The 22,772-nt window shown below is 45.9% G+C and carries 22 protein-coding genes; 5 read left to right on the forward strand and 17 right to left on the reverse strand.

Features of this window, described 5'->3' with window-relative positions; all coding sequences use genetic code 11:
• Window positions 1–119: 119 nt before the first annotated feature.
• From ACTOY7_RS13740 to ACTOY7_RS13750, 3 genes are all read right to left on the reverse strand, one after another.
• Window positions 120–422, reverse strand: a complete 303-nt coding sequence (locus ACTOY7_RS13740; protein WP_482671749.1) for a plasmid segregation centromere-binding protein ParR — start codon at window positions 420–422, stop codon at window positions 120–122.
• The gene (locus ACTOY7_RS13745; RefSeq protein WP_482671750.1) at window positions 419–1,327 is read right to left on the reverse strand and encodes a ParM/StbA family protein; all 909 of its coding nucleotides are present in this window, start codon (window positions 1,325–1,327) and stop codon (window positions 419–421) included. Before ACTOY7_RS13745 ends, ACTOY7_RS13740 begins: the two co-directional genes overlap by 4 nt.
• Before the next feature lie 226 nt (window positions 1,328–1,553).
• Window positions 1,554–1,901 carry a DUF5720 family protein gene (locus ACTOY7_RS13750; RefSeq protein ID WP_482671756.1) on the reverse strand — a complete coding sequence of 116 codons (348 nt, stop codon included), beginning with the start codon at window positions 1,899–1,901 and terminating at the stop codon, window positions 1,554–1,556.
• Between the two features lie 234 nt (window positions 1,902–2,135).
• Here ACTOY7_RS13750 and ACTOY7_RS13755 point away from each other — a divergent pair, with 234 nt between their 5' ends.
• Window positions 2,136–2,399 (forward strand): helix-turn-helix domain-containing protein, encoded by a 264-nt coding sequence (locus ACTOY7_RS13755; RefSeq protein WP_482671751.1) that lies wholly within the window; start codon window positions 2,136–2,138, stop codon window positions 2,397–2,399.
• Between the two features lie 257 nt (window positions 2,400–2,656).
• Here the strand turns inward: ACTOY7_RS13755 and ACTOY7_RS13760 are convergent, their stop codons facing one another.
• The 7 genes from ACTOY7_RS13760 to ACTOY7_RS13790 all read right to left on the reverse strand — a co-directional run bounded on the left by ACTOY7_RS13760 (window position 2,657) and on the right by ACTOY7_RS13790 (window position 9,539).
• Complete coding sequence (locus ACTOY7_RS13760; RefSeq protein WP_482671752.1) at window positions 2,657–2,875, reverse strand: hypothetical protein; 219 nt, start codon at window positions 2,873–2,875, stop codon at window positions 2,657–2,659.
• A gap of 16 nt (window positions 2,876–2,891) precedes the next feature.
• On the reverse strand, window positions 2,892–3,710 hold the full coding sequence (locus tag ACTOY7_RS13765) for a DUF6664 family protein (RefSeq protein WP_482672697.1): 819 nt from the start codon (window positions 3,708–3,710) through the stop codon (window positions 2,892–2,894).
• A gap of 162 nt (window positions 3,711–3,872) precedes the next feature.
• Window positions 3,873–4,427: a GNAT family N-acetyltransferase gene (locus ACTOY7_RS13770; RefSeq protein ID WP_482671754.1), complete on the reverse strand. Its 555-nt coding sequence runs from the start codon at window positions 4,425–4,427 to the stop codon at window positions 3,873–3,875.
• A 77-nt stretch (window positions 4,428–4,504) separates the two neighbouring features.
• Entirely contained in the window at window positions 4,505–5,215 is a 711-nt protein-coding gene (locus ACTOY7_RS13775) for a DUF4240 domain-containing protein (RefSeq protein ID WP_482672370.1), read from the reverse strand.
• Window positions 5,216–5,620: 405 nt separating this feature from the next.
• Window positions 5,621–7,102 carry an ATP-binding protein gene (locus ACTOY7_RS13780; protein ID WP_482672371.1) on the reverse strand — a complete coding sequence of 494 codons (1,482 nt, stop codon included), beginning with the start codon at window positions 7,100–7,102 and terminating at the stop codon, window positions 5,621–5,623.
• Window positions 7,089–7,859, reverse strand: a complete 771-nt coding sequence (locus tag ACTOY7_RS13785) for a hypothetical protein (protein ID WP_482672372.1) — start codon at window positions 7,857–7,859, stop codon at window positions 7,089–7,091. The genes ACTOY7_RS13780 and ACTOY7_RS13785 overlap by 14 nt, the downstream gene beginning before the upstream one ends.
• A gap of 273 nt (window positions 7,860–8,132) precedes the next feature.
• Window positions 8,133–9,539 (reverse strand): IS1380 family transposase, encoded by a 1,407-nt coding sequence (locus tag ACTOY7_RS13790; RefSeq protein ID WP_482672698.1) that lies wholly within the window; start codon window positions 9,537–9,539, stop codon window positions 8,133–8,135.
• A 253-nt stretch (window positions 9,540–9,792) separates the two neighbouring features.
• Here ACTOY7_RS13790 and ACTOY7_RS13795 point away from each other — a divergent pair, with 253 nt between their 5' ends.
• Window positions 9,793–11,337 carry a transposase gene (locus ACTOY7_RS13795; protein WP_482671382.1) on the forward strand — a complete coding sequence of 515 codons (1,545 nt, stop codon included), beginning with the start codon at window positions 9,793–9,795 and terminating at the stop codon, window positions 11,335–11,337.
• A 323-nt stretch (window positions 11,338–11,660) separates the two neighbouring features.
• Here ACTOY7_RS13795 and ACTOY7_RS13800 read toward each other — a convergent pair whose 3' ends face one another.
• Both ACTOY7_RS13800 and ACTOY7_RS13805 read right to left on the reverse strand, forming a co-directional pair.
• Window positions 11,661–12,143, reverse strand: coding sequence for an ATP-binding cassette domain-containing protein (locus ACTOY7_RS13800; RefSeq protein ID WP_482671381.1), 483 nt, complete (start codon window positions 12,141–12,143; stop codon window positions 11,661–11,663).
• A 44-nt stretch (window positions 12,144–12,187) separates the two neighbouring features.
• Window positions 12,188–13,795 (reverse strand): AAA family ATPase, encoded by a 1,608-nt coding sequence (locus ACTOY7_RS13805; RefSeq protein ID WP_482671380.1) that lies wholly within the window; start codon window positions 13,793–13,795, stop codon window positions 12,188–12,190.
• Between the two features lie 607 nt (window positions 13,796–14,402).
• Between ACTOY7_RS13805 and ACTOY7_RS13810 the strand changes: the two genes are divergently transcribed.
• The 3 genes from ACTOY7_RS13810 (at window position 14,403) to ACTOY7_RS13820 (ending at window position 17,158) form a co-directional block, all read left to right on the forward strand.
• Window positions 14,403–14,975 carry a sigma-70 family RNA polymerase sigma factor gene (locus ACTOY7_RS13810; protein WP_482671379.1) on the forward strand — a complete coding sequence of 191 codons (573 nt, stop codon included), beginning with the start codon at window positions 14,403–14,405 and terminating at the stop codon, window positions 14,973–14,975.
• Window positions 14,959–16,089, forward strand: a complete 1,131-nt coding sequence (locus ACTOY7_RS13815) for a DUF4179 domain-containing protein (RefSeq protein ID WP_482671378.1) — start codon at window positions 14,959–14,961, stop codon at window positions 16,087–16,089. Before ACTOY7_RS13810 ends, ACTOY7_RS13815 begins: the two co-directional genes overlap by 17 nt.
• 358 nt (window positions 16,090–16,447) lie before the next feature.
• Entirely contained in the window at window positions 16,448–17,158 is a 711-nt protein-coding gene (locus ACTOY7_RS13820) for a hypothetical protein (protein ID WP_300885334.1), read from the forward strand.
• 223 nt (window positions 17,159–17,381) lie between these two features.
• On the opposite strand, the gene ACTOY7_RS13825 is transcribed toward ACTOY7_RS13820, so the two are convergent.
• The 5 genes from ACTOY7_RS13825 to ACTOY7_RS13845 all read right to left on the reverse strand — a co-directional run bounded on the left by ACTOY7_RS13825 (window position 17,382) and on the right by ACTOY7_RS13845 (window position 22,737).
• The gene (locus tag ACTOY7_RS13825; RefSeq protein ID WP_482671384.1) at window positions 17,382–17,699 is read right to left on the reverse strand and encodes a TnpV protein; all 318 of its coding nucleotides are present in this window, start codon (window positions 17,697–17,699) and stop codon (window positions 17,382–17,384) included.
• 1,113 nt (window positions 17,700–18,812) lie between these two features.
• On the reverse strand, window positions 18,813–18,980 hold the full coding sequence (locus ACTOY7_RS13830) for a hypothetical protein (RefSeq protein WP_160284727.1): 168 nt from the start codon (window positions 18,978–18,980) through the stop codon (window positions 18,813–18,815).
• A gap of 247 nt (window positions 18,981–19,227) precedes the next feature.
• The gene (gene rsmA, locus ACTOY7_RS13835; protein WP_160284728.1) at window positions 19,228–20,097 is read right to left on the reverse strand and encodes a 16S rRNA (adenine(1518)-N(6)/adenine(1519)-N(6))-dimethyltransferase RsmA; all 870 of its coding nucleotides are present in this window, start codon (window positions 20,095–20,097) and stop codon (window positions 19,228–19,230) included.
• Between the two features lie 60 nt (window positions 20,098–20,157).
• Window positions 20,158–21,837 carry an AAA family ATPase gene (locus ACTOY7_RS13840; RefSeq protein WP_482671383.1) on the reverse strand — a complete coding sequence of 560 codons (1,680 nt, stop codon included), beginning with the start codon at window positions 21,835–21,837 and terminating at the stop codon, window positions 20,158–20,160.
• 135 nt (window positions 21,838–21,972) lie between these two features.
• Complete coding sequence (locus ACTOY7_RS13845) at window positions 21,973–22,737, reverse strand: TatD family hydrolase (protein WP_160284729.1); 765 nt, start codon at window positions 22,735–22,737, stop codon at window positions 21,973–21,975.
• Window positions 22,738–22,772: the final 35 nt, after the last annotated feature.

Genomic DNA, 22,772 nt, shown 5'->3' on the forward strand with positions numbered 1-22,772 from the left:
TGACAATGGCGTATTGTTTCATCCTCCCTCAAAACGGCACCACCTCCTTTTCCTGTCTTTTGTCCTTCCTGTGGACGCACAACAGTCCCCGCGGCAGACGCCGTGGCCCCAGCTGTACCTCACCCTTCCATCCGGGACAAAAAATCCAGCATCCGGCCAGGGATCTCCGGCTCCGGGATCTCTACCCCCGGAACTTCCGGCTCCGGAGTTGCGGGTCTCTGTTGGAACCGCAGTTCCCCCAGCTCTTCCCGGACAGCCTGCCGGACACATCCTTCCAGATGCCGCGCCAGGTCCTCCTGCAGGATCGCCCTCACCAGGAACCGGTTCTTCTGCCCTTCCGGAACACGTTTCAGGATCTCCCATGCCCTCCGGTGCTCCGGATTCTCCGGATTGGGCCGGAAAGAGAACACCGGCCGGCTCATGGTTTGAGCATCTCCCCGGCGATCCGTTCATACCCGGCTGCATTGGCATGGACATCGGTTAAAAACACGCCCCGGCACAGCCCGTCCTGGGGCTTGATATTGCGCTCCATGATGGAAGCGCCGCCTCCCAGGAACACCACCGGGATGGCCTTGAAGTCAAAGCCCGCCTCCAGGATGGAGGACAAAATCCGCTCGGTGTAGAGCCTCCCATGCTGGCAGATCATCTCCTTTGCGGTCTCATCCATGCTGCAGGTGCTCCCATTTAAGACACGCTCGATCTGGCTGTCCGTTACAGACAGCCCCATCCTCCGGCGGATCTGCTCCCTGACCTCATCCATGCACCGGATCACCCCCAGCTCCAGGCTCCGGCAGGTGGCTGCGTTAGGAACAGCATTGTCCAGCCGCATCAGGTCTACCGTCCAGCCCCCGATATCGGCCAGCAGGACGGATGGCTCCCCGTCCACAAACTCCGGATGCAGCGCAATGGCCGAATAGCCCTGGGGGAACAGCTTCACGTCCCGAATCCATAACCGGTATTTCTCATCGTCATACTGAAAGCACAGCGGCTGGTGGTCCCGCAGTAGATAATGGTAAAACGCCTGCTTCTCCCTGCCGAAGCCGGACAGGGGGAGGCCTGCCGCAAGAACCACCTCCAGCTGCTTCTCCGCTTTGCGGTGCCGGATCTCCTGTGCCAGCGCCGCCATGGTCAGGAGATAGTAATTGTCATTGGCGGTCTTGTCCTTCATTAATGCCTGCCGTCCTGTACCGCAGACATAATATTTTCCGCCATACTGCAGGACATTCTGCGTGGTGTACGGCTCATAATCATAAACCGCAAGCCCGCTGGGGAACACCACATGGGGCCCCTTAATGGCATAAAAGCCATGGTCGATTCCGATTACCATGGATATCACTTCCTTCCTATATGTATTTGTAATCCGTAACGGTTCCGAACGGCGGGGGGGGGCCTGTGGCCTGCCATTCCCAACCGTTACCATGATCCGATCTCCGTGGATAAGGACAGAAATTTTGATCTGCATTTGAAGAATGCTCCTGAAAACGTATGGTTCTCAGACACTGTTTCGGAAATGCCCTGCCTAAGAGACGGGAAGAGGCAGGAAGAGACTGCGGTCAGGAACATGTTTTCTTCCCAGCAGGCTGGGGTTCCTTCCCCCTGGAAGCCGGCCGCTCTGCGGGCGGCCCATAGACGAGGGTGTTTCCCTGAACCCTTGCGTAATGGATCACCCGGATCTTCTCCTGCCGCTCCTTTTCCCGCAGCTCCCGGTATGCTGCCCCTGTCAGGAACAGGCGGCAGTGGTCTCCCGGAGTTCCATAGGGTTCCCGGCTGTTTAAAACCCGGAATTCCAGCATATGCTCCGTATCCGCGGCATACCGTTTTCCACACAGGATCCGGTCCCCCTTGACGTAGTCTGCGCCTGCACTCTCCCTGGCAATCGCCAGCAGTTCAAATACACTCATTTCCAAAATCTGTCACCTCCTGAAAGCAAAAAAGCAGGACGCATCCTGTAAGGTGTTCCTGCCGTATCATTTCGCTTATTTCTACTTTTCTAATGCTGATTTCTCCTATCCCTTTTCTTCCCTCTATAAATAGACTCCTGTCCTGCCTGGCATCTTTTCAGCATTGTTCTGATCTTTCAACAGGTAAAATCAATAGGAACTATATAATCTGAGACAATGTCAGGAGAAAATCTTATGCCAAAACCAAGGACTAAGACCGGTGAGAAAAACCTCATCAGCCAACAATTAATTGCACTTCGGAAACAATACAACTATTCTCAAAGACAGTTATCCTATCTGCTCCAGCTGGAAGGCTATGACATGGATAAAAATGTAATCACAAGGATTGAAACAAACCAGCGTTATGTCACAGATCTGGAACTTCAGGCCTTTTCCCGGATCTTCCATGTTTCCTATGACTACCTTATTGAGGGCCGGGAGACCGGGAAGGATCCATAAATCCGGAACTTGCCGCTCCGGATCCACCGCTAAAATATATCCGGGGCATCCTGCCTTGGATCGTTCTTCTTTCATTTCTGCCTCCTGTTCTCTACCCATACCACATCGGATCGTTCCACGGATTCTCTGCGTATCCCGCATATGAGCCGTTGCCTTTTCCGCCCGGCATTGTTTCCGCATACAGTAACCATATGGATACAGCCCTGCATCAGCCGGGTGCCCATCAAATGGCCGCACTGCTCATACAGGGCTGCAGATCAAGTAAAATTTACCATCCTGCCTGACTTACAGATCTTCTTATAGTCTGCATTCTGCAGGAGCACCTTGGACTGGTGTCTTACTTTCCGGTTCAGTATTTTTTTCTTTCTGGAAATCCCGGCCCGGAGCTCTCCCCTGATACTGTATGGTCCGTTTCTCCTGGTCCAGGAGTTTCTTTTTTCATGCGCGGTTCCCGGCATCCGTTTCTGTAATGCCATTTGATTTCCCCTTTCTTCATGAATCCTGCTGTTCTTTGATTTCCTTTGATGATCTTAAAATATCCTCTACCGCATACTGGTAAAAAAGTTTATAAAATGTAAGCCAGCGTCCATGGATGGCATCCGCGTACCGGGCAATGGCAGTCCGCATTTCCTCTGTTTTCTCCAGGCTGCTGACTGCTTTGTGCGTCTCCGACTCCAGCTCCACTCTCGCCCGGTACTCTGTGCTGGTGGAGCGGAGCCGTCGGTCCGCTGCCTCGATCTGGTTTTCAGCCAGAAGGTCCAAAAGCTGGCCTGTCCGGTTTTCGCTGTCCTCCCCTGCCCCATGGACGCCAAACTCCTGCAGCCCTGGGATATGCATGGCCTGCCCTAAATAATAATGGTATTCCCGGATCAAAAGCTCCGTTTTTTCCCGCAGGCTCAGGTAATCTTTGACCGCCTGATGTTCCTCTGCCGTCAGCTCCACAGCCCCTTCCCCATCCAAGAAAGGTACAATCGCGGGATAGGTCTGAGCCAGACAGCCCTGCTCCTTTAGGATCTCTTCAAACCGGGAATGGTTTTCCTTCAGATACGTCACTACCTCCCGGTCCACCCACAGGGACAACGCCTCCTTCCACTGTTCCTCTCTGCCGCATTCCACCATGTCATCTTCCTCCTTTCTTAAGAATCCTCTCTGCTTCAAGTACCACACGATACCAGCTGCGAAAGCAGAAATCCATTCACAAAACCTACCAAACCGGATGCTCCGAAACTGTGCAGATCTGACAAAGCACAGCGTGATCCCTGTGTATCTGTCCCCATCCCATTCCAAAACAAAAAGCAGATCCAGTTTCACTGACCCTCCTCAAGGGATATCCCCTCATAGCCATCCGGCCCTTTCACAAAGGATCCGGTCTTACTGCATCTGCTGTCTCTGCTTTTCCGTATTCATTTTTATGTCAATCAGCAACCCCGGTGCAAGCATCGGGGAATGTACTCTCCCTGGATTCATCTGCCCTCAATATCGGATAAAATAATCCTGAAACGGAATGCTGCACTCATCCTGGGCTGAAACAAAGTGCAGGTCTTTCACTACCTCTCTCCGGATCCTTGCATCCTCCGGCGCTTTCATGATCACGGAGCGGATCTGGAAATCTTCATACACATGGGCCAGGACTGCTTCCAGCAGTTCCTGGATGTCTGCCCTGGTCTCATGTTCCGGCAGAAGGTCAAGCCGCAGGATTCCCATGCAGGCACCGTCCGCCGAATATTTGTAAGAGGGGCAGACCTCCGCCATCCCCGCAATCTTCCCTGTGCTTTGATGGACGATCGTAAAACGGACAAAGTCCTTTTCCCGGTATCGGCTCTCCCAGAATTCCATACATTTCACAAACTGCCTGAAATCGGTATAATAAAAGTCATCGCCGCAGCAGTCTCCATTAAAATACTTTGCAGCCTCCGGATTGCTGTAGCACTGGAACAGCCCGTCTGCATCCTCCATCCTCATGTTTCTCAGCAGGAAATGCTCCGATTCGTAAACAGGACATTCTTCAAATACACTTATTTTGCTCATATTCCTCTTCCCCTATCTGTCATGCTGTACTATATCATAACAGAACTTATGTTTGCTTTCAAGAGTTATTTTCTGCCTTAGATACACAGTGACCTGGACTCCCTCTCTCTTTTTTTCTTCTTATCCCTGTTTTTCTGTTGTATGGTTCGGAATTTCCGTACCTTCTCTGCACCCTGACCGACCAGCTCCCTGATCTCCGGCAGCGAAGTATTCCACATGGAATCCTTACGCAGACCCCCAAGCTCATGTCTTTTTGCGTATATAGCGCCCAGCCTTGGATACACGGTCAACGCATCCGGTATTTCCAGAGGGTATTCTATCAACGGGTGGCAGGAGATCTCCTGGGACACTTCTTCCAGCATCTCTTTCCTCATTTCCGATGTACAATCCGGAAAAATGTCTCGCCCGGTCAATTCCTGGTAAGCCTCATATCCAACATAGTTTAAAAACACAAACTCACAATCGTCATACCGTCTTACATCTGCGAGCGAATCCGGATCCTTTAATGCAGCCAGATAGACCTCTTTCCCCTGGGCGATCAGCCAGTTCCTGAAATAGAGAAACCGTTCATCGCTGCAGCCGTTCTCCTTAAAAAGTTCTGCTGCGGTCCAAAGGCTGTATTTGTTCGCCGCCTCCTGATACCCGCTTAAGACTGCATAGAATTTCAGTATCTGTTCCGGCTGCATTCCCCGCAGCTGTCCCTCCAGCCAGTGCGCCATCCATGCCATATCCCTTCCACACTGTTCTTTTGCCTCTTCCATGATCTTCCAGAAAATATCCTTGTTCATATTCATCCGCTCTCTTTCCGTATCGAACCACCTCGCCTTTCTGTCATTTTCATATTACCATCCCTTCCTTCCGTCCATGCTTTCTATCCAACAAAAAAACCGGCATCCAGAGATCACATTCCTCCTGCCAGTCATTCCATTTCTTCCCTCTACTCCATACACATTTTTCCCTAAGCTTTGTGTATCAAGTAGCTATATTCCATCATTTTAAACTTAATATACGCTATATAGCCAAAAATCCTAGTCCAGTTTACGTCGGTAAACTAAACCCCACCTCTGAAGCGCCTTGAAAACACTATTCTTAACAGCATACGAAACTGTATTCCTTGTTAACTTTATGATAAATTAAAGACCGATATCAAATAATATAAACTTTTAATATCGGCCTAATATTTTTATTCCACCTTACATCCAAATTGCTTGATCTATAACATTCCTTATTCTATCTACTGTTCTTTCTCCTATGCGATATATTTTATATAAATCTTTTTCTGAACATGCCGCCAATTGTCCAACAGTAGTATATCCTGCTTCTTTTAATCTAGTTATTTTATCTTCTGTTAAACCATAAGGAAAAACATTCGATTTTTTTAACTTTTCAATATCGAAATCTAATATTCCTAAACTATTACTTGCATCAATTTCAGGTAAATCCACTGCTACAAATAACATATTATTGGCTGCAAATTGAATATCTTCAACTTTTGTATTAATCCATTCCTCATACAACTTTTTCGTCAAACGTGTCCCTGAAACTTTCTCAAGGACATTGCATAAATTAATAGCATATCTGGTTCCCCTTCCTCCTTGTTTCATTCCTCTTGATGCTTCTCTTTTAGAAATAAAGCCAGCATATTCTAAAATCTCAAGTGGTTTACTGTACTTATTTGCTAAATTTCGATGAATTATAAAGGAAGTGGCTCTTTTTTCACCACATTCTTGATAAATAATATCTGCTATTTCAGTACAACAATCCATTAATGGCTCATATATTCCAATTTTGTAACGTATTTCCTCAAGCATAGGCCAAAAAAAATCACTAGCCAATTCCAAAAAAACATCATTTAATCGAGTATATGTAACTCTCTCATCCTTTTCCAAAATAAGGGAACATCCTTTAATAAATGAACGAACATTTCCCAAAACAGCCATTCCTAAAAACTCCGCAATATTTTCTGCTGAAATATTACCGAATATTTTAGGATTATTTATGCCTTGAGGATAACGTAATTTCATAACTTCATAAAAAAATTCTTTGAAACCAGTTTGACCAAATCTTCTAGAAATATCTATTACCTTTGCATCATTATATACATCAAAGCGAGTTCCAAATTTTGTAACACCCGGATATATCGCAGCTTTACAAGACACTCGACTACTAGAAAGTGTTCTAAAAATCGCAAAAAACTCCTCTAATCCAGCCTCGCGACCAATATGTGCTGCATCATCAAAAAACAATACTATTCTTTTTTCAATTCTTTCAGAAAATTCAATAATTGCCTTATGAACCGCATAAACCTCTATTTCACACGAAAAGTTATACCTATATTCTCTTAATGCTACTTCCTTTATCCTGTCTATTAATATTTTCAAAAATTCATCTTCATATTGTTTTCCTTGACTTCTTAATAACGGCAAATGTCTCAAACTTAAATATATACCACATGCCCTACTATTATCAGCCTTCAATCTTCTATCAGATTCTCTAAGTAAAGCACTTTTTCCCGCACCACGTCCACCTTTTAACAAAACAGGTCCATGTGCCATTAACTGTGCAATAATATTATCCTCATATTTATAAAAACAGTGATATTTTTCAAAATCTTCTGGTGCAAAATCTTCACAAGCTAAAATTAAATCTGCAAATTGATTCTCATAGTTGCACATTTCCAATCATCTCCTCTACATCAAAAAAAATTACCAACGCTCTTTCTTTATCAATCGTGGGAGTCATAAAGCCCACAAAATGACTTATCAATCCCAGTGTAGCACATAATTTATATGTATCCACGATTAGACTTTTTAATGTTACCGTATCAAGCATCGAATGCACATCAACTAAACATTCAGAATGAACCCCTTTTGAAAAAGATGAAAACATTCTGACAGCCAACGATTTGCTTTTTTCAAAATTTGCATCTTCATTTTCTGATAAGATTTCATTGAGCCAATCACTGTTAAACGTTCTATCCCCAACATAATCACTTAATGCACTAAACGCAGGTTTCCATACAATTTCTCCCATGTAGTTTCCTAACAATGCTCGATCAAAACTTTCCTTTTTATTTTCAAACGACCACAAGTTTCTGTCTCTGTTTTTAGCTATAATATCGCTTGACCATTCTACAGCTGATTGGGCTTTTTTCCCCAAATCATAAGAAGCATCTGATTGGACTTTAAACACAGTAATCAATCTAAACGGATCTAACCTACCAAGCAAGCTTGTCAAAGATGACTCCAAAACGTTTCTCCCATAAAATGGAATTTCTATACTAGCATTGTCAGAATTTCCATTAAAACTAATAATCAACTCCGTCATTTTCCCAATTTTCTTAGCTAAATTATTCATTACAGTTTTAAATTCATACATATCAGAAGTTGGTTCTCCGCAAATAAGTATATCAAAATCTTTTATACTTTCCATATTAATCCATCCCACATATAATAATAAATAGATTATATCATAGAAATTATTAGAATAATAGATAATATAAAACCTGAATCCGTGAAATTGGTTGTTTTATGAAGCCAATCCTAAATCTGATTGGCTTACTCTTGATAAATGGTCCTTCAAAGACAGTATTTTAATGAATGATGATTGATTTTAGCTCTAAATGACAGTTAGGAATACTGGAAAACCTTAAAAAATGGCATACTTTCCCCTTGGTTTTTCATATGGTTACCTGGTAGGACGATTTTACAATTGGAAATCTGCGAAAGCTGTATATACCTCCGCAAAAGCATGCCGCCATATATTACTTCGGCCAAGACCTATCAACAACTGACGGGCATGCTCTGTAACGTGGCTTGCCATCATGATCATGTTTCCGATTACCGTGCGCAGCCTCCTGCGTCTGACTTTATGTTTTGTCTTGGTTCCCTTCCTGCCGATGCTTTCCTGTCCGATCATTCGCGGGATGTTATAGGCCAGGATTGTCAGTTCCAGTACCAGTTCGTTGGTCTCAAATTTGCCGGATGGCAGCCGCTCCACATCCATATCCGTCTTGATCTCGCTGTGGAACTGTTCACATTCGCCGTGGGCATGATACAGGCCTATGACTTCGCGGTCCGTCATCCCAAGGTTTGTCCACCAGGTATTGACCTCTGTGTCGCCTTCCAAAAGGAATTGCCCATATTTATCAATGGTACGGTTTATGATCTCATAACCGGTACGCAGGGTGATGTTTTTTTCCTCACCATCCTCTGATTTATACGAAACCGGTTTCCAGTCACTTCCAATATAAACGGTCTTTCCATCCCGGGGAGTTTCCACATCCTTACTGTGTTCCTGAGCCATCCTCAGCCAGTCCTCTTTGCTTTCCTTGCGGAGGTTGCGCTTTATGATGAAATGACAGCCCGCTTCCACCAGGATGCCGATATTCTCTGCGGCATCGTTTCCTGAATCCAGGCGGACCAGAAGCGGCTCATCCGTAATCTCTCTGCATATACGGATGGTTTCCCGTAAAAATTCAGGGGTATGCTTCTGGCAGTGCTGTTTTCCCTCCCGCAGCTCACAGTTGGCCAGATAACCTTCCGTACCAATATATGCCATGATCGGTGCGTAGCCGTCATATCCTTTATAAGTTCTGGAGACACCCTGCTTTTTCGTCTTGGAATTATCAAAGGGCGTAACATCAATATCCACTGGCACATAACCATTTGGAAGTTTTCCCGGTACAATGCCATTTTCCCTTAGCATCCGGATGTTTTCTGCAAGGATATCAGAACGCATGGAGGAGCCAATGTCGTCCATCCGCTGGCGCAGGGTTTCCTCAGAAGGGATGCTTCTGACAATTCCAAGTGCGTATTTGTAAAAATCCGGGGCGTCATCAAACTCATGGACGGACTCATAAGCAGGTTTTCCCATCGTGAGGAGCCCGATATAAGTGAGCAGGACATCGCCGTTCTTGATTTGGTGCTGTGAACGGTTTGGGGTTACATCCATACGGTTGCAGCGCTTTACAAAGTCGCATTTGCCGAGAATAGCACCGACAACTGCAAGGCCACTGGCTGGGATGATCCACTCATTGGTAAACTCAATTTTTATCTTTTTCATGATGACTGCCTCCATAGTTTTCTTATGGAGTATTGTATCAGAAAACATCACCAAATGGGTGATATTATTTCATCTTAAAAAAATATCGGAAGGCCGCATAAACAGAGCGATTATAGCATGGAATAATAATTAAGCTTCACGGATTAAGGTGGTATAAAAGCCTCCTTAATATTCAAATAGGCTCTCGGAATCTCAAAGCCTTATTTTATGTGGCTTCCGAGAGGCGTTTTTTATAAATTCCCCCACTTTTTTCAAAAAAACTATTGACAAATCGCCTCAAAAATGCGGCGCTTCGCGCCCCTTGATTAACAAGGTAATTCGTTCCGGCGCAGCCGGTACAGATTTTTTGATTGGGGGCGATTTATTGAAACCTTATAATCCCGGCGGTCATTCTGCCTACCAGGAACGGGTCCTAGCTCAGCTGCGTAAATATTATCCGGATGCCGTTTCCTCACTCCCTGCATCTACATGGGATATCATGGAAAAATTCTGGGCTCTTGACCTCTCGGAGCTGGATTCCCTCATGCAAGGCCGCTATTCTGTTTTCGGCCCTGCACCCAGACTACCTTCCGATATGCTCCGTTCCATCCTTCTTTCCGTCGAGTTCAAGGCCTCTTCCTATACGAAGTGGGCTGCCGACCTCAAGGAAAACCATCTCCATGCCATCCTTTCCGGCTTCTTCATCGGGGATACCCCCGGTACCGGCACTTTTTACGATTTCCTGGGACGTCTGTGGCTCTCTGACAAGGATAACCTTTCCGATCCCACCCATCCCCCAAAGGAAAAGCCCAAAAAGCCGGATAAGAAGGGCGACAAAGCTCCTTCTGTTGAAAAAGTCACTGTCAAAGACCTTTTTCAGCAGTTCGAGGAGCATCCTCCCACTGACATGGAACCCTGCAAACTCCTCTACGAAAATTTTAAGGTGCTTTTTCTTCAACATTCCGTACAGGATGGGTTGGTTGACCTGCTCAGCCTTTCCCTTGCCGGTGACGGAACCCCTGTTTATACCGCTGCACAGGAACGGAAAAAACGTACCTGTGACTGTCTGGAAAAGGGCGTCCGTGACTGCAGATGCAACCGCATTTACAGCCAGCCCGACTGTAACATCGGCTGGGATTCCCACAGGGAACGCTATTACTTTGGCTATGATTTATACATGCTTACCGACGCCGGTTCGGGAAAGGACCTCCCGGTTTTCCCTTTCCTCAGCCCGGCTTCCCGGCATGATTCTGTCGGCTTCCTTTATAACTGGTTTTCCATGAAACAGTTTCTGCCGGAAGCTGTTGTTACAAAGCTCCTGCTGGATTCCGCCCATGATGCAATGCCTTACTACGAATACTGCCGCGATCATGGCATCATCCCTTTTATTGACCTAAATGCTGACAGGGGGCGGCCTCCTGTCTATAAAGATGATTTTACCATCAATCATGAAGGCGTACCCGTATGTCGGGAGGGCCATGTCATGCGCAGGGATGGCACCGAACCTGCAAAAGGCAGGACAAAATTTAAATGCCCTAAGATCAGCTTCGCCGGGGGCAGCGTTACCTGCACTTGTGAAAATCCATGTTCAACCGCAAAATATGGCAGAACCGTCCATCTCGTTTTGAAAGATAACCCAAGGCTTTTTAATGAGCCTCCCCGCAGCAGCAAGGAGTGGAAACTGGAATACAATGCAAGGACTTCTGCTGAACGCTGTAACAAACGTGAGAAAGTAGACTATAAATTAGAAGACGGCAGATACCGCTCCTCTAAGATGTGGTACTGCCGCCTGTTCGACATCATGATGTGTCAGCATCTTGATGCATGGGATTTGCCAAAGACGTCCCGACTAAAAGATGTCCTTTGAGCAATCCGCTTAACTGAATAAGCAATACCATTATAAGCCCTGTCTGGCGCATGGTCTAGTAAACTGCGCCCTTTTTCTCAAAATTTATTTCAGCAATTCTACTTTGGACAATATTTACTTTTCAATGTTCAGCTAACCGCTGGGCTTTGGTCAGCAGGCTCAAGATTCCGAGAGCCTATTCAACTGGTTACAAACAAAAACTGACATATGAAGAATCTTTTTCTTCTGTCAGTCATTACATTTCTCCCACTACTTCATACACATTTTTCCCTATGCTTTGTGTATCAAGTAGCTATATTCCATCATTTTAAACTTAATATACGCTATATACAGTCAAAAACCATAGTCCAGTTTACGTCCAACAGCAAAATGGGCGGCCAATCCGCCAGCGCACACGCGATACTGAGCCTTCGCTTCATGCCGCCTGACAATTTCGAGACGGTAGTATACATCAATTCCTCCAATTGAAACTCGCGGATCAGTTCCTGGTCCTCTTTCCTTCCCCGCACGCCCCACAGTCTCAGATTATCCTTCACAGATAATTCCTCCATCAGCGGAAGCTCCTGGGGGACATAGCCGCAGAACTTCTGAAAATATTTCATTTTGCTCAAAGGATCCTTCCCGAAATAGCGCAGTCCGCCCTCATCCGGCCGGATGACGCCTGAGAGAATCTGCATCAGGGTCGTCTTGCCGCAGCCGTTCCTGCCGACGATCGCCACGCACTCTCCGCAGTCCGCGCGAAAGCTGATATGCTCCAGTACGTTTTTTCTTCTATAGCTCTTTTTAATATCCGATACTTCCAGCATGGTTCGCCTCCGATTTCTTTACATTGCATTGATCCGGCGCAGCATTACAAAATTTCTATTTTACAGGAATGTACTTTCGTTTCTTTATCATAGCTGATCCCTACGGCAAGTATCCGCCCGGTATACTTCGGCTTTTCGCCCAATTTTCCTTTCAATCGCAGAGCATAATCCTTATCTTTTATCTGCTGGATAGCAGCTTCCGGCGTATCATCCACCTTTAATTCAAGGATGATCGCATCTGCATTCTTTCGCTCCGGATAAAAGATAAAATCAACATACCCTTTCCCGGCTTTATCTTCGCGTTCGACACGATATTTATCACGTGCGGACAGGTAGACCAGATTTACTACCGCAGATAATTCAATTTCGCTGTTGTAAGAAAATATGGGGGATTCTGTATTGTGCGCGTATTCAAGAATTTCCTCCATAGTTTCCGTATCTGAATCCAACGTTGCCGTAAGCATTTTTCTGGATATATTTGCAAGATTATAAATATATCCCAGTGACTTTTCTCTCCTCATCATGGAAGCATAGCTGTCCATCAGCTCCTTATTGGGAATGGATACGCAGCCGTCTTCAAAAGTAAGAAGGCCATATATGACCATTGCGGAATATATTTCGTCTTTTGTTTCCAGCAGCAGGGAGGTTGCCGCATATTCCTGAATATCCGCAGGAATTGCCTCACCCGCAAACATCAGGGCCAGATCCTCCTGTACATCTGCGATATTGTCCTTAATATATCCGAAAATAGAATCATAAGTGCCGGAGCTGGTCCAGTAATTTGCCAGTTCATTATCAGTTAAAGCACAAACAATGGAGCGCGGATTATAAAGCTTGACGCCGCCCTTTGTGTGATATCCATCATACCATATCCGCAGATCTTCGCGCGTGATCCACGGATTATCCGTAATTCTCACATAAATACGATACAGTTCATCAACTTCTATGTCCATAAATCCAAAATATTTGCTGAAACGAGCTCTGGTTGCCATGTTATATTCCTGAAACATATTCAGTTCCGAGCCATCGGAGTATTTCGCAATCGGCAGGATCCCCGTCATATATACCAGTTCCGCATACACTTTTCCTTTCAGTAAGGATTTCAGGAAAAGCAGATAATCCATCCGCTCTTTTTCTGTGATAAAAGACATGTGAAATACGGCATCCCATTCATCCATAACAAAAATAAATCTGTGTCCTGTTTTCTGGAAAATATCTGTAAGGATATCCCAGACTGCTTGATCCGGATCGATCGGAATATCCGGGTAGCCTTCTGCCAGATCTAAATTAATCCCATTTTGGACGCGGTCAATATATTGCTGATAATTTGCACAGTCTCTCGGCATTTCACTAAAGTCAATGTAGATCACATTATGCCGGTTCAAATGCTCTGTGTAAAATTCTGAGGAGGATATCTTCAGATTTTTGAATATATTTTCTGCGTCAGCAGCTTTTCCCAAAAACGCGGCAATCATATTTGTCATAACGCTTTTGCCAAAACGCCTGGGCCTGGTAATACAGAAAAAGCGTTCTTCCGTTCCGATTGCAGGCAGAAGCTCATTGAGCAAAGAGGTTTTATCGACAAAATAGGTTCCGGATGCTGTTGCCTGATATGCGTTGAACGGAACCGTGCTGTTCAAAAATGTTCCCATAGTGCGCGCTCCTTCCTGTAATGGTAGTGAACCGATGCTGTATGGTTTTCCTAAATTATACAGGAAAGGGCTTTTTACTTCAAGGGGCAGAGTTGGATATTTGGATATCCGTTCCTGGTGAGCTGCCTGTGCAAACTCATGGATGAGAATGGGCTTCAATCCGGATATGTAGAGCAGGAAATAGCTAACGGAGCTGAGGCAATCGACGCAGAAGTAGTTTTTGCGGGAAATCTGCCGTTCGTATTGCGCCGGCCAGCTGTCACCCCTGTGACAGCTGGCCGAATACATTCCGCAGCAAAAGCGAGATGAGCCATACGAGCAATGACACCCCGATCATCAGCCTTCCGCGAACCATGCGGATTTTGACTGGGTGGTCTAGCCGTGTAGCGTCTCAAGAATACTGGCGCCTCAGAATAATCTGGGGTGTTTTTTTATTACATGTCACGCCTGGTCAAAGTGTGACATGTAACGTTTTTTTAACAAACAACGAGCCTTGCACTTTAATAAAAAATCTGAAATAATTGTAACCAATCAGCCGTAATAGATGTCTAACAGGTATAACCGGTTATCATCCAAGCACATTTCGAAAAAAGGAAGGTGGTTTTACGTGCACAGAAATAAAAACAATGATAAAAAGGATCTGGAAACAGAGCTTGAAGGAAAGCTCGCGAAAAAGGCGATCCGCGGAAATGCCGATGCCTACGGAGAACTGATCCGCAGAAATCAGGAATATCTCTACAAAATGGCATATATCTATACGGAAAACCAGCAGGATGCCCTGGATGTGGTCGGCACGGCCATCCTGAAAGGCTACCAGCATATCCGGTCGCTAAAGAATCCTCAGTGGTTCCGGACCTGGATCACACGCATCCTGATCCGTTGCGCACAGGACGCCAACAAAAAAATCGTCTATTTCAACAGCATTGACGAGGTGGAGATTCCCGAACGGTATGGGGGAATCTCCCTGGAGGAAACCTGGGATCTTAGAAACGCCATCGAGCTTCTTCCCGAAAAATATCGGAACGTCATCATTCTGAAATATTTCAGCGGGATGTCGGTCCAGGAGATCGCCTATGTCCTGGAAATCCCGGCAGGAAGTGTCAAAGCCTACTTAAGCCGGGCACGTGAGGAATTGAAAAAATATCTGAAGGAGGATTACATGTATGCAGAATCTGTTTGAAGAGATCAAAGTTCCGCAAACGGAACTGGAAAATATCGTAAATGAAAAGCTGGATATGATCCGGAAGGATTCCCGGAAAAAGAAACGCGCGAAAATTCTGTGCGGCTTCACTGCGGCGGCAGCCTGCATGGCCGGTTTGATCGTATTCTCTGTTTCCAATCCGGTACTTGCGGCGCAGCTTCCGCTGATCGGGCATCTGTTTAGGCAGGTGGAGGATCAGCAGTCCTATTACAGGGATATAGATGAGACGAAGGTGCAGAAGATGCCGGAAGCTGAGGAGGCCGAAAATGTAGTTGACGGCATCAAGATTTCCCTGTCTGAAATCTACTGCAATACGGAAGCGCTGTACATGACTGTTGTGATTGAATCGGAGGAGGCATTTCCTGATTATCTTTTGAATAATACACTGGCGCAGACCTCGCAGATTCCGGATCTTTTCATATTAGACACGGACGAAACCTTTGGCTTTACAGACCAGCCGCTGAGAACTCCTCTGCAGGCGAATGGTCAATATATTGACGAGCATACCTTTGTCGGAAGTGCCCGGGTTGATTTTACCCTTGGCCATGGCAGTATAGATGAAAACGGCAATGAGACCAATTTTTTATTTCCTGATGTCATTCCGGAATCCTTCCATTGGAATATGGATATAAAAAAAATTTACACATGGTATAGAAGCTCTGCGTCCGATTCCTGGGAGACCTGTACTCTGGAGGGCCCCTGGTCGTTTGAAGCGGATGTAGCCGCAAAACAGACGGAGAAGATTGTCAAAGAGGTCAATGACTATGGTCCTAACGGCATGGGGATCACTACGGCAGAGAAACGGGAATATGAGATCTTGCTGAATTATGGCTATGATGAAAGCAAGGCAACAACGTATGATTACGAATCTATCCAGAGTATCGTGCTGGATGCTGATGGAAAATACATGCTGGATAAAGCCGGAATGCTGCCGATCGGGGATTTTAATGTATCGAAGATCCATGTATATTACGTTCCTGTTGCCTCGGAGGAGGACTGGATGGAGGTCCAGGAGAAACTGACTGTGGGAGAACCGGCCGACTTTATCAAGGAGATTGCCGCGCATCATACGGAGATTGACTTCGGAGATTGACTTCGGGGCCTGATATATGGCTGTATACGGCTGCTGTATATATATGCCGTGCTTTTCTCTCTGTGAATATCTCCGTCATTTTATCAAGAAATGACGGAGATATTATTCTGCTGATTGCCTGTTCTACAGCAATACTTATTTTTTTCATGCAGATATACTTCATTCAATTTCGCTTTTTTTGATTTCAAATAAGTCCCTTCTGTCATATCAGCCAAAAGTCTGGCAAATCATTAAATGGTGGAATAAACTGGATGCTAACAGGGAACGGAAGGAAAGGGATCATGAAAAAGGTCGTTCCGTTATCCCCCTTGAATGGAGAGCAGATGAAACGTATCTATCCGGCAAGCCTTCCTATGATATGGTTTTAAGAAAGCTCATGCTTGCGGGCGATTTCCTTGATTTTGTATTTGACCGCCCGGAAACGCTGCACGAACTTGTCACGGATGCGGATTTTATAATCTATGAATCCGTGTATCTGCCTAAAAACCACTTTATAAAAGCAGAAACATTGTCTACAGAGGACTATCTTTCTTATTTCTACCCTTTTGACAGACTGGATTTCAGAAAAAGCGGTGTAGAATCGGGCTGGTCTGTGGCTGACCGTGAGGGCATTGCGATCACGATGGCGATGGGGAATGCACCGCAGGCTGTGACGATGGGATTTCAGAAGGAATATGCGGAAAGGTATGACTGGATTGTAAAAGAGTTTGCTGACCTTGCATTTACCTTTATGACAAGTTTCCTTTATTACCTCGATTACGATTCAATTGACGAAGATACCCGTAACCTGTACCGTCAGGGCGTTTCCGCTTTCGGCGCCATAGCGCCGACTTATCGGATAGCTCTTAAAAAGGATTCTCCCGTCATCGTATGGGATTTCCACTCCCTGCTCGTCATGGTGCAGATGTGCTTTTCTTTCATGCTCACGGATAAGGACAGTGATATGCGTATGTGCAAGCACTGTAAAAAAGCCTTTATCGCAAGCCGGAAGGGGAAAGAATTTTGCAGCCAGAAATGCAAGAACCAGTTTAATGTCTACAAATCAAGGGAAAAGAAAAAGGAAAACTAATTGGACAACCGCTAAAAAATACTTGCGGCACTTTAGAAATTGTGGTATATTGAACATAAAGAAGGACATCTGCGCTAACAGATGTCCAACAGGAGCTACCGATAGACGGTTAGCCCGATTATTTAGTCACAAAATAGCCGTAACCTTTGGTCGGGTGGGCGGCTATTTTTGTGTCTTGACATCATCTGCTCATCATGCTGCAAAACTTAAAATCGAAGCAACTCTAAAGGGAATATATCAGATCATGTAGCACTACTTCCTCCGCCCTGCTCCTAATGCTGTTCATTTTTTGGAGCCAACAGAGCCAGTCATAGGATTTAAGCTGCTCCGTCACTCCCTCTTTCTTTGCCATCTGTCTTACAAGCCTGTCCATCATCTCATTACATTCCTCGTCAATCTCCGCAAGATGCTTCCATAAGGTTTCCGACAAAGGCATATGCGAATAAATGCCCCTGTGGTTTTCTTCTAAAAAACGCTTCCTCATCCGTCCATACTTCCCGATCTGATATTCCGTTGTATCCGAAAGTTTGAGGTTGGGAATCCTATCAAATTCCCGTGTATTACTTTATCGCGCATGAGCATTTGAGTCGGTATCCAATCAGGGAGAATCCCTTGGAAAAGCCAACCTTGTCCTGAAGAAAAATCTGCTTGGAACGCGGATGTACGCCAGGTCAGAAAAGCGGAAAGCCGCACATTGAATTACATACAAAAAAAATGGTTTGAAGATGGAGACTTTAGAAAACCGCACAAACTTTACGTTGATTTTTACCGCTGTATGAATTTTGAATATATTGGACATCTATTTTATCTGTTATCCGAGTTCGTGGATTAGGTTCTTGCATTGCATAGCGCAGACACATATCTGGATTGGGCTGCAGACATTTTTGAGTTAAGAGTCAACTCGAATCCGCGCCAGGAGGAGTGTGGAAAAGAAGAATCCCAGATGCTGGGCGTATATTTTCTGTATTTCAATCAGCTGTTGGGCAAGCGGAAGGCCAAAGGCCTGGCCGAAAAGTATGAACGAAAGGGGTTATAAGGATATAGGTATTTCAATCCACACTCCCACGTAGGGAGCGACGGGTATTACCCTAACGGCTGATTTCGTATTCAATATTACAAGTATAGATTGATAGTCTTCTGTTTTCCCTACAATTTCATTTTCAAGCTTCTAGTACAACGAATAATAAGTATCTGGCTATATCGCGCAGGATGATTTTTCAGATACAAGGCAGATTTTCGACGGCGTAGCGGTGGCTACGGCTAGAAAATCTAACGCAGTAGCTGGAAAATCAGACAAGTGATATGGCTAGTTATTTATTATTCGTTGTACTAGGCGCAAGCCGTAAATATATTTTACTCCTGTTGAAGCATGTCCAACACTTCCTCTCAGTTTGTATGTTCCGCAACAGATTCTTCCCTGCCGGATCCATCGTCTGAAATATGGGCAACAAAAAATCCCCCCTGTTTCTGAAAATTGCATTTTTTCTTATTTTCTGTTTACAGTGGCCGCATTTTCCAGTATACTGTTACATGAAATTACATAAAATAAATCATGTGCTGTTAAGCTCGGTGCTTATAAACGCTGCAGCCAAAGGTACAAACAATTGTTTTCTAAAGGGTTTTCTGTACGGTGTCTGTTTTACAGGCGCTTTAGTCAGAAAGCTCTTTTATTTTCTAAAGCACGATAAAGCAGCATAAAATTATCTAATGTAATTTTTTTCATCGTTAAAGGCTTATTTTCAATCATAATGGTATACGGAGTCACTTCCGCTCCTACCATCCCCTGCTTGTATTCAATAAATACAAATCTATCCTCCAGCACGTTAATCTGATCTTCGTCCAGACAATCCACAATAAATTTTATAATATTCTGAATAAAACTATCTATGTCACTTTATAAAGTGTGGATTGAAATGCTGAAAGTCTCATTTAATGTTTTATCCGGCTGTAATCCTATTATAGTTTATGTGTGACAAAAAAGCTCAACCCATTTCCACAGATATCCCTGCCCTGGATGCAACTCCCGGTCATTCTCTATGATCTGAATCAACATGTTTCCTCCCGTTCCATCATCCCCTGTAAAGCCAGTTGCTCAATTCCGCAAATTCCCCCAGTGTCAGCGCTTCCCCCCGCACCGAAGCGCCCTTTCCCAGCTTTTCAATGGCCGCCTCGATCTCTTCCTTTGTAAAATCCAGCTCCGGCGAGTTCTTCAGCCCATTCGCCAGCGTTTTCCGCCTCTGGTTAAAGGACGCGCGTATGATCCCAAAGAGCAGCCTTTCGTCCTTCACCGCCACCGGCGGAGTCTCGTAGCGTTCCAGGCGGATCACCGCGGATCCGATCCTGGGCCGGGGCATAAAGCAGTTCTGAGGGACATTTGCCGCAATATAAGGCTTCGCATAATACTGCACTGCCAGGGAAAGGGCGCCGTAATCCTTGCTGCCCGGCCCCGCCTGCATCCGGTCCGCCACTTCCTTCTGCACCATCACCGTAATGCTCCGGAGCGGCACATGCCCCTCAAACAGACTCATGATGATCGGGGTGGTTATATAATAAGGAAGATTCGCCACCACCTTGATCGGCCGCCCTCCATTTTCTTCTTCAACCAGCTTTGCCAGATCTATTTTTAAAATGTCGCCGTTGATGATCCGCACATTGTCATAGCCGTCCAGCGTATCCTCCAGGATCGGGATCAGCGCCCGGTCGATCTCCACGGCGATCACCTTTCCCGCCGCGCAGGCCAGGTACTGAGTCATAGTCCCGATCCCGGGGCCGATCTCCAGCACCATATCCTCCTGGGAAATCTCTGCGGAGCGTATGATCTTATCCAGAACATGAGTATCGATCAGGAAATTCTGCCCGTATTTTTTTTGAAATGTAAACTGATATTTTTGGAGAACCGCAATCGTATTCTGCGGATTTCCCAGCGTTGGTTCCTTCATAATATGATGTCCTTTCGTTACAGGTCACGCCTGGTGAAGGTGTGACCTGTAACGTCCTTTCTACAGTTCCTTACACCGGACCATGCACCTCTTTTTGTAAAATGCGATCCCATAGCATACTACCTGAGAATATTCCTCCTCAAATTCTTCCGCATACATTCTCTCATCAATCTGCGCCGCTGCTTCATCGCAGTCCTTTGTCAGATTTTTCAGCTCCTTTGAATATTTTGCTTCAAAGACTGCTGCCCGGTCTCCGGCAGGATCCAGCACAACCACATCGCATCTCCCCTCGCCGTGTTCTTTGTTGGATTCCACGGCATAACCCGCTCCCGCAAATATCCCCGCAAGAAACGCATGATAAAAGTCTTCTTTATAATCATGATAGCTGATGGTTTTTCGGAGCAGTCTTGTCATTTCTGACGTCACCTTTTCCGCTTCACCATTCCAGACTGCCGCAAACAATTCTTCTCTTTTCCACGCCTTTGAGCTATCCTCGAACCACTTTTTGATCGAGCTCTCAAAAATCTCTTTTACTTCTGCATTTGGGATCCTCAGAGCCAGGCTGCCCTTCGGAATCAGCTCATTTCCCAATTCCCGCGCGCGGACCCTGGTTAAATATCCTGTCAGATATAAAATACTCCAAAGATTTTCTTCGGATGAGTGCAGGTAGTCATATGTCAGATCTTCTTCAACACTCTGGACCACATATCCGCCTGAAAGCAGGGTCTCGAATTTTCTGGTAACGTCATCCCCCGCATAGTCGATAAATGACCGGATCACTGCGTTGTCGCTGCTGTCCTTCCAATAGCTCAGAGGCTTCTTTGACGGATCCAGCAGCAGATTTTTTACATGGTTTACAACATCCCACGGACAGTACACATCCAAATCCCCAAAACGGTACCCGTCGTACCATGCCTTCATCTCCGCGGCATGGGACGTAAGTCCCGTATCCCGTAGCAGCCGGTCCAGTTCGGTCTGTGTAAACCCAAAATATTCATTGAGCCGGGTGTCTGATACCGTATTCGCCACAAAATTATTTGTTCCGGTAAAAATACTCTCCTTCGCGATCCGAAGGCAGCCTGTTATTACTGCAAATTTTAGTGAGCTGTTATCCTTAAATGTCTGCATAAGCCCTTTGAGCATATCCAGCATTTCAGGATAATATCCTTTTTCACTGGCCTTTGCGAGCGGCACGTCATACTCATCTATGAGAAGAATGACCTGCTTTTCATAGTAAGCCTCCAGCATTCTTGTGAGCATAAAAAGGCTGTCTTTTATTTCCTCCGGCGTCGGCTTCTTTGCCGCAATCCGCTGAAAAATTTCTTTATCATACGGATTGATCTTATCACTGTCTAAAAGGTAGAGATGCTCTTTATAAGTCTTGGCGATCACTGACGTAAGCCGTCCGTATGCCCCCGAAAAGTCTAGGCCATCCACGCTTTTCAGCGACAAAAATAACGTCGGATACTGATTCATCCATTCCGCGCAGAGCCTTGTCTGTTTTGAAATCTCCAGCCCTTCAAACAATTCCCTGCTGTCTTGCCGGATATCGAAAAAAGCGGCCAGCATAGACATCCCCAGCGTTTTTCCAAAACGCCGCGGCCGTGTGATCAATGTAACCTTTGTTCCGCTGGTCTTCATCAGTTCGGCAATCATCCCTGATTTATCCACATAGTAGAATCCTTCTTTTCTGATTTCCGTAAAATCCGAGGTTCCTACCGGAATCATAATTTTACACATATCTGCCCGCTCCTTTCTAATGTCCTCCCGCTTTCCTTTTCCGCTGCTTTTCACAGCCATTTCACACAGTTCTTTAAGCATTTAGCAGCAATCGCCTGCGCGAAATGCCAAAATTTCAGGATCGCGCGTTCCGGATCAGGCTATCCGATAAAACGCCCGCGCGTTTTCCTCTGTCGCCCGGATCACTTCCTCCGCCGTCACGCCCTTCAATTCTGCCACTGCCTGTGCCACATAGGTCAGGTTCAGTGAGGAGTTCCGTTTTCCCCGGTAGGGCTCGGGCGCCAGGTAAGGGCAGTCCGTCTCCAATACAATATGGGAAAGCGGCACAGCCTGTACCGCTTCCTTTAATTTTTTCGCGTTTTTAAATGTGACCACGCCGCCGACCCCGATGAGATACCCCATCTTCACGTATTCCTCGGCCATCTCCTGTGAATAGGAATAGCAGTGTACGATCACGTCCATTCCCCGGCCATGCTCTTTGAGAATCTCCATCGTATCTGCCGCGGCCTCCCGGCTGTGGACGTTCACCGGAAGCCCTTCCTGCCGCGCTAGCGCGAGCTGCCGCACAAACCACTCCTTCTGCAGGTCGTGCTTTTCCTTATCCCAGTAGTAGTCCAGCCCGATCTCTCCCACCGCCGCGATCTTTTCGTCCTTCAATAACCGCTTCATCCTGGAAAATGCTTCCTCATCCAGACCGCCTACCTCGTCCGGGTGTACCCCGATCATGCCGTATACAAACGGATACTTCCGGGTCAGCTCCAGAACCCGTTCCCAGGATTCCACCGAAGCGCTGGCATTGACGATGGTGCCGACCCCGCCGGCCTCCATCTGCCCAAGAAGCGCCTCCCGGTCCGGATCAAACTGCGGATCATCATAATGCGCATGCGTATCAAAAATCATATTCTCCTCCATTGTGTTACCCACTTTATAACACG

Source organism: Schaedlerella sp. (genome assembly GCF_056796775.1).

Bases quoted from the DNA above. Each gene is read 5' to 3' on its own strand.
- ACTOY7_RS13815 (WP_482671378.1), top strand. From the start codon at position 14,959: ATGCAGAATCTGTTTGAAGAGATCAAAGTTCCGCAAACGGAACTGGAA.
- ACTOY7_RS13770 (WP_482671754.1), bottom strand. From the start codon at position 4,427: ATGAGCAAAATAAGTGTATTTGAAGAATGTCCTGTTTACGAATCGGAG.
- ACTOY7_RS13780 (WP_482672371.1), bottom strand. From the start codon at position 7,102: ATGTGCAACTATGAGAATCAATTTGCAGATTTAATTTTAGCTTGTGAA.
- ACTOY7_RS13805 (WP_482671380.1), bottom strand. From the start codon at position 13,795: ATGGGAACATTTTTGAACAGCACGGTTCCGTTCAACGCATATCAGGCA.
- ACTOY7_RS13775 (WP_482672370.1), bottom strand. From the start codon at position 5,215: ATGAACAAGGATATTTTCTGGAAGATCATGGAAGAGGCAAAAGAACAG.
- ACTOY7_RS13755 (WP_482671751.1), top strand. From the start codon at position 2,136: ATGCCAAAACCAAGGACTAAGACCGGTGAGAAAAACCTCATCAGCCAA.
- ACTOY7_RS13790 (WP_482672698.1), bottom strand. From the start codon at position 9,539: ATGTTTTCTGATACAATACTCCATAAGAAAACTATGGAGGCAGTCATC.
- ACTOY7_RS13785 (WP_482672372.1), bottom strand. From the start codon at position 7,859: ATGGAAAGTATAAAAGATTTTGATATACTTATTTGCGGAGAACCAACT.
- ACTOY7_RS13820 (WP_300885334.1), top strand. From the start codon at position 16,448: ATGGTTTTAAGAAAGCTCATGCTTGCGGGCGATTTCCTTGATTTTGTA.
- rsmA (WP_160284728.1), bottom strand. From the start codon at position 20,097: ATGAAGGAACCAACGCTGGGAAATCCGCAGAATACGATTGCGGTTCTC.
- ACTOY7_RS13840 (WP_482671383.1), bottom strand. From the start codon at position 21,837: ATGTGTAAAATTATGATTCCGGTAGGAACCTCGGATTTTACGGAAATC.
- ACTOY7_RS13750 (WP_482671756.1), bottom strand. From the start codon at position 1,901: ATGAGTGTATTTGAACTGCTGGCGATTGCCAGGGAGAGTGCAGGCGCA.
- ACTOY7_RS13845 (WP_160284729.1), bottom strand. From the start codon at position 22,737: ATGATTTTTGATACGCATGCGCATTATGATGATCCGCAGTTTGATCCG.
- ACTOY7_RS13740 (WP_482671749.1), bottom strand. From the start codon at position 422: ATGAGCCGGCCGGTGTTCTCTTTCCGGCCCAATCCGGAGAATCCGGAG.
- ACTOY7_RS13760 (WP_482671752.1), bottom strand. From the start codon at position 2,875: ATGGCATTACAGAAACGGATGCCGGGAACCGCGCATGAAAAAAGAAAC.
- ACTOY7_RS13745 (WP_482671750.1), bottom strand. From the start codon at position 1,327: ATGGTAATCGGAATCGACCATGGCTTTTATGCCATTAAGGGGCCCCAT.
- ACTOY7_RS13800 (WP_482671381.1), bottom strand. From the start codon at position 12,143: ATGCTGGAAGTATCGGATATTAAAAAGAGCTATAGAAGAAAAAACGTA.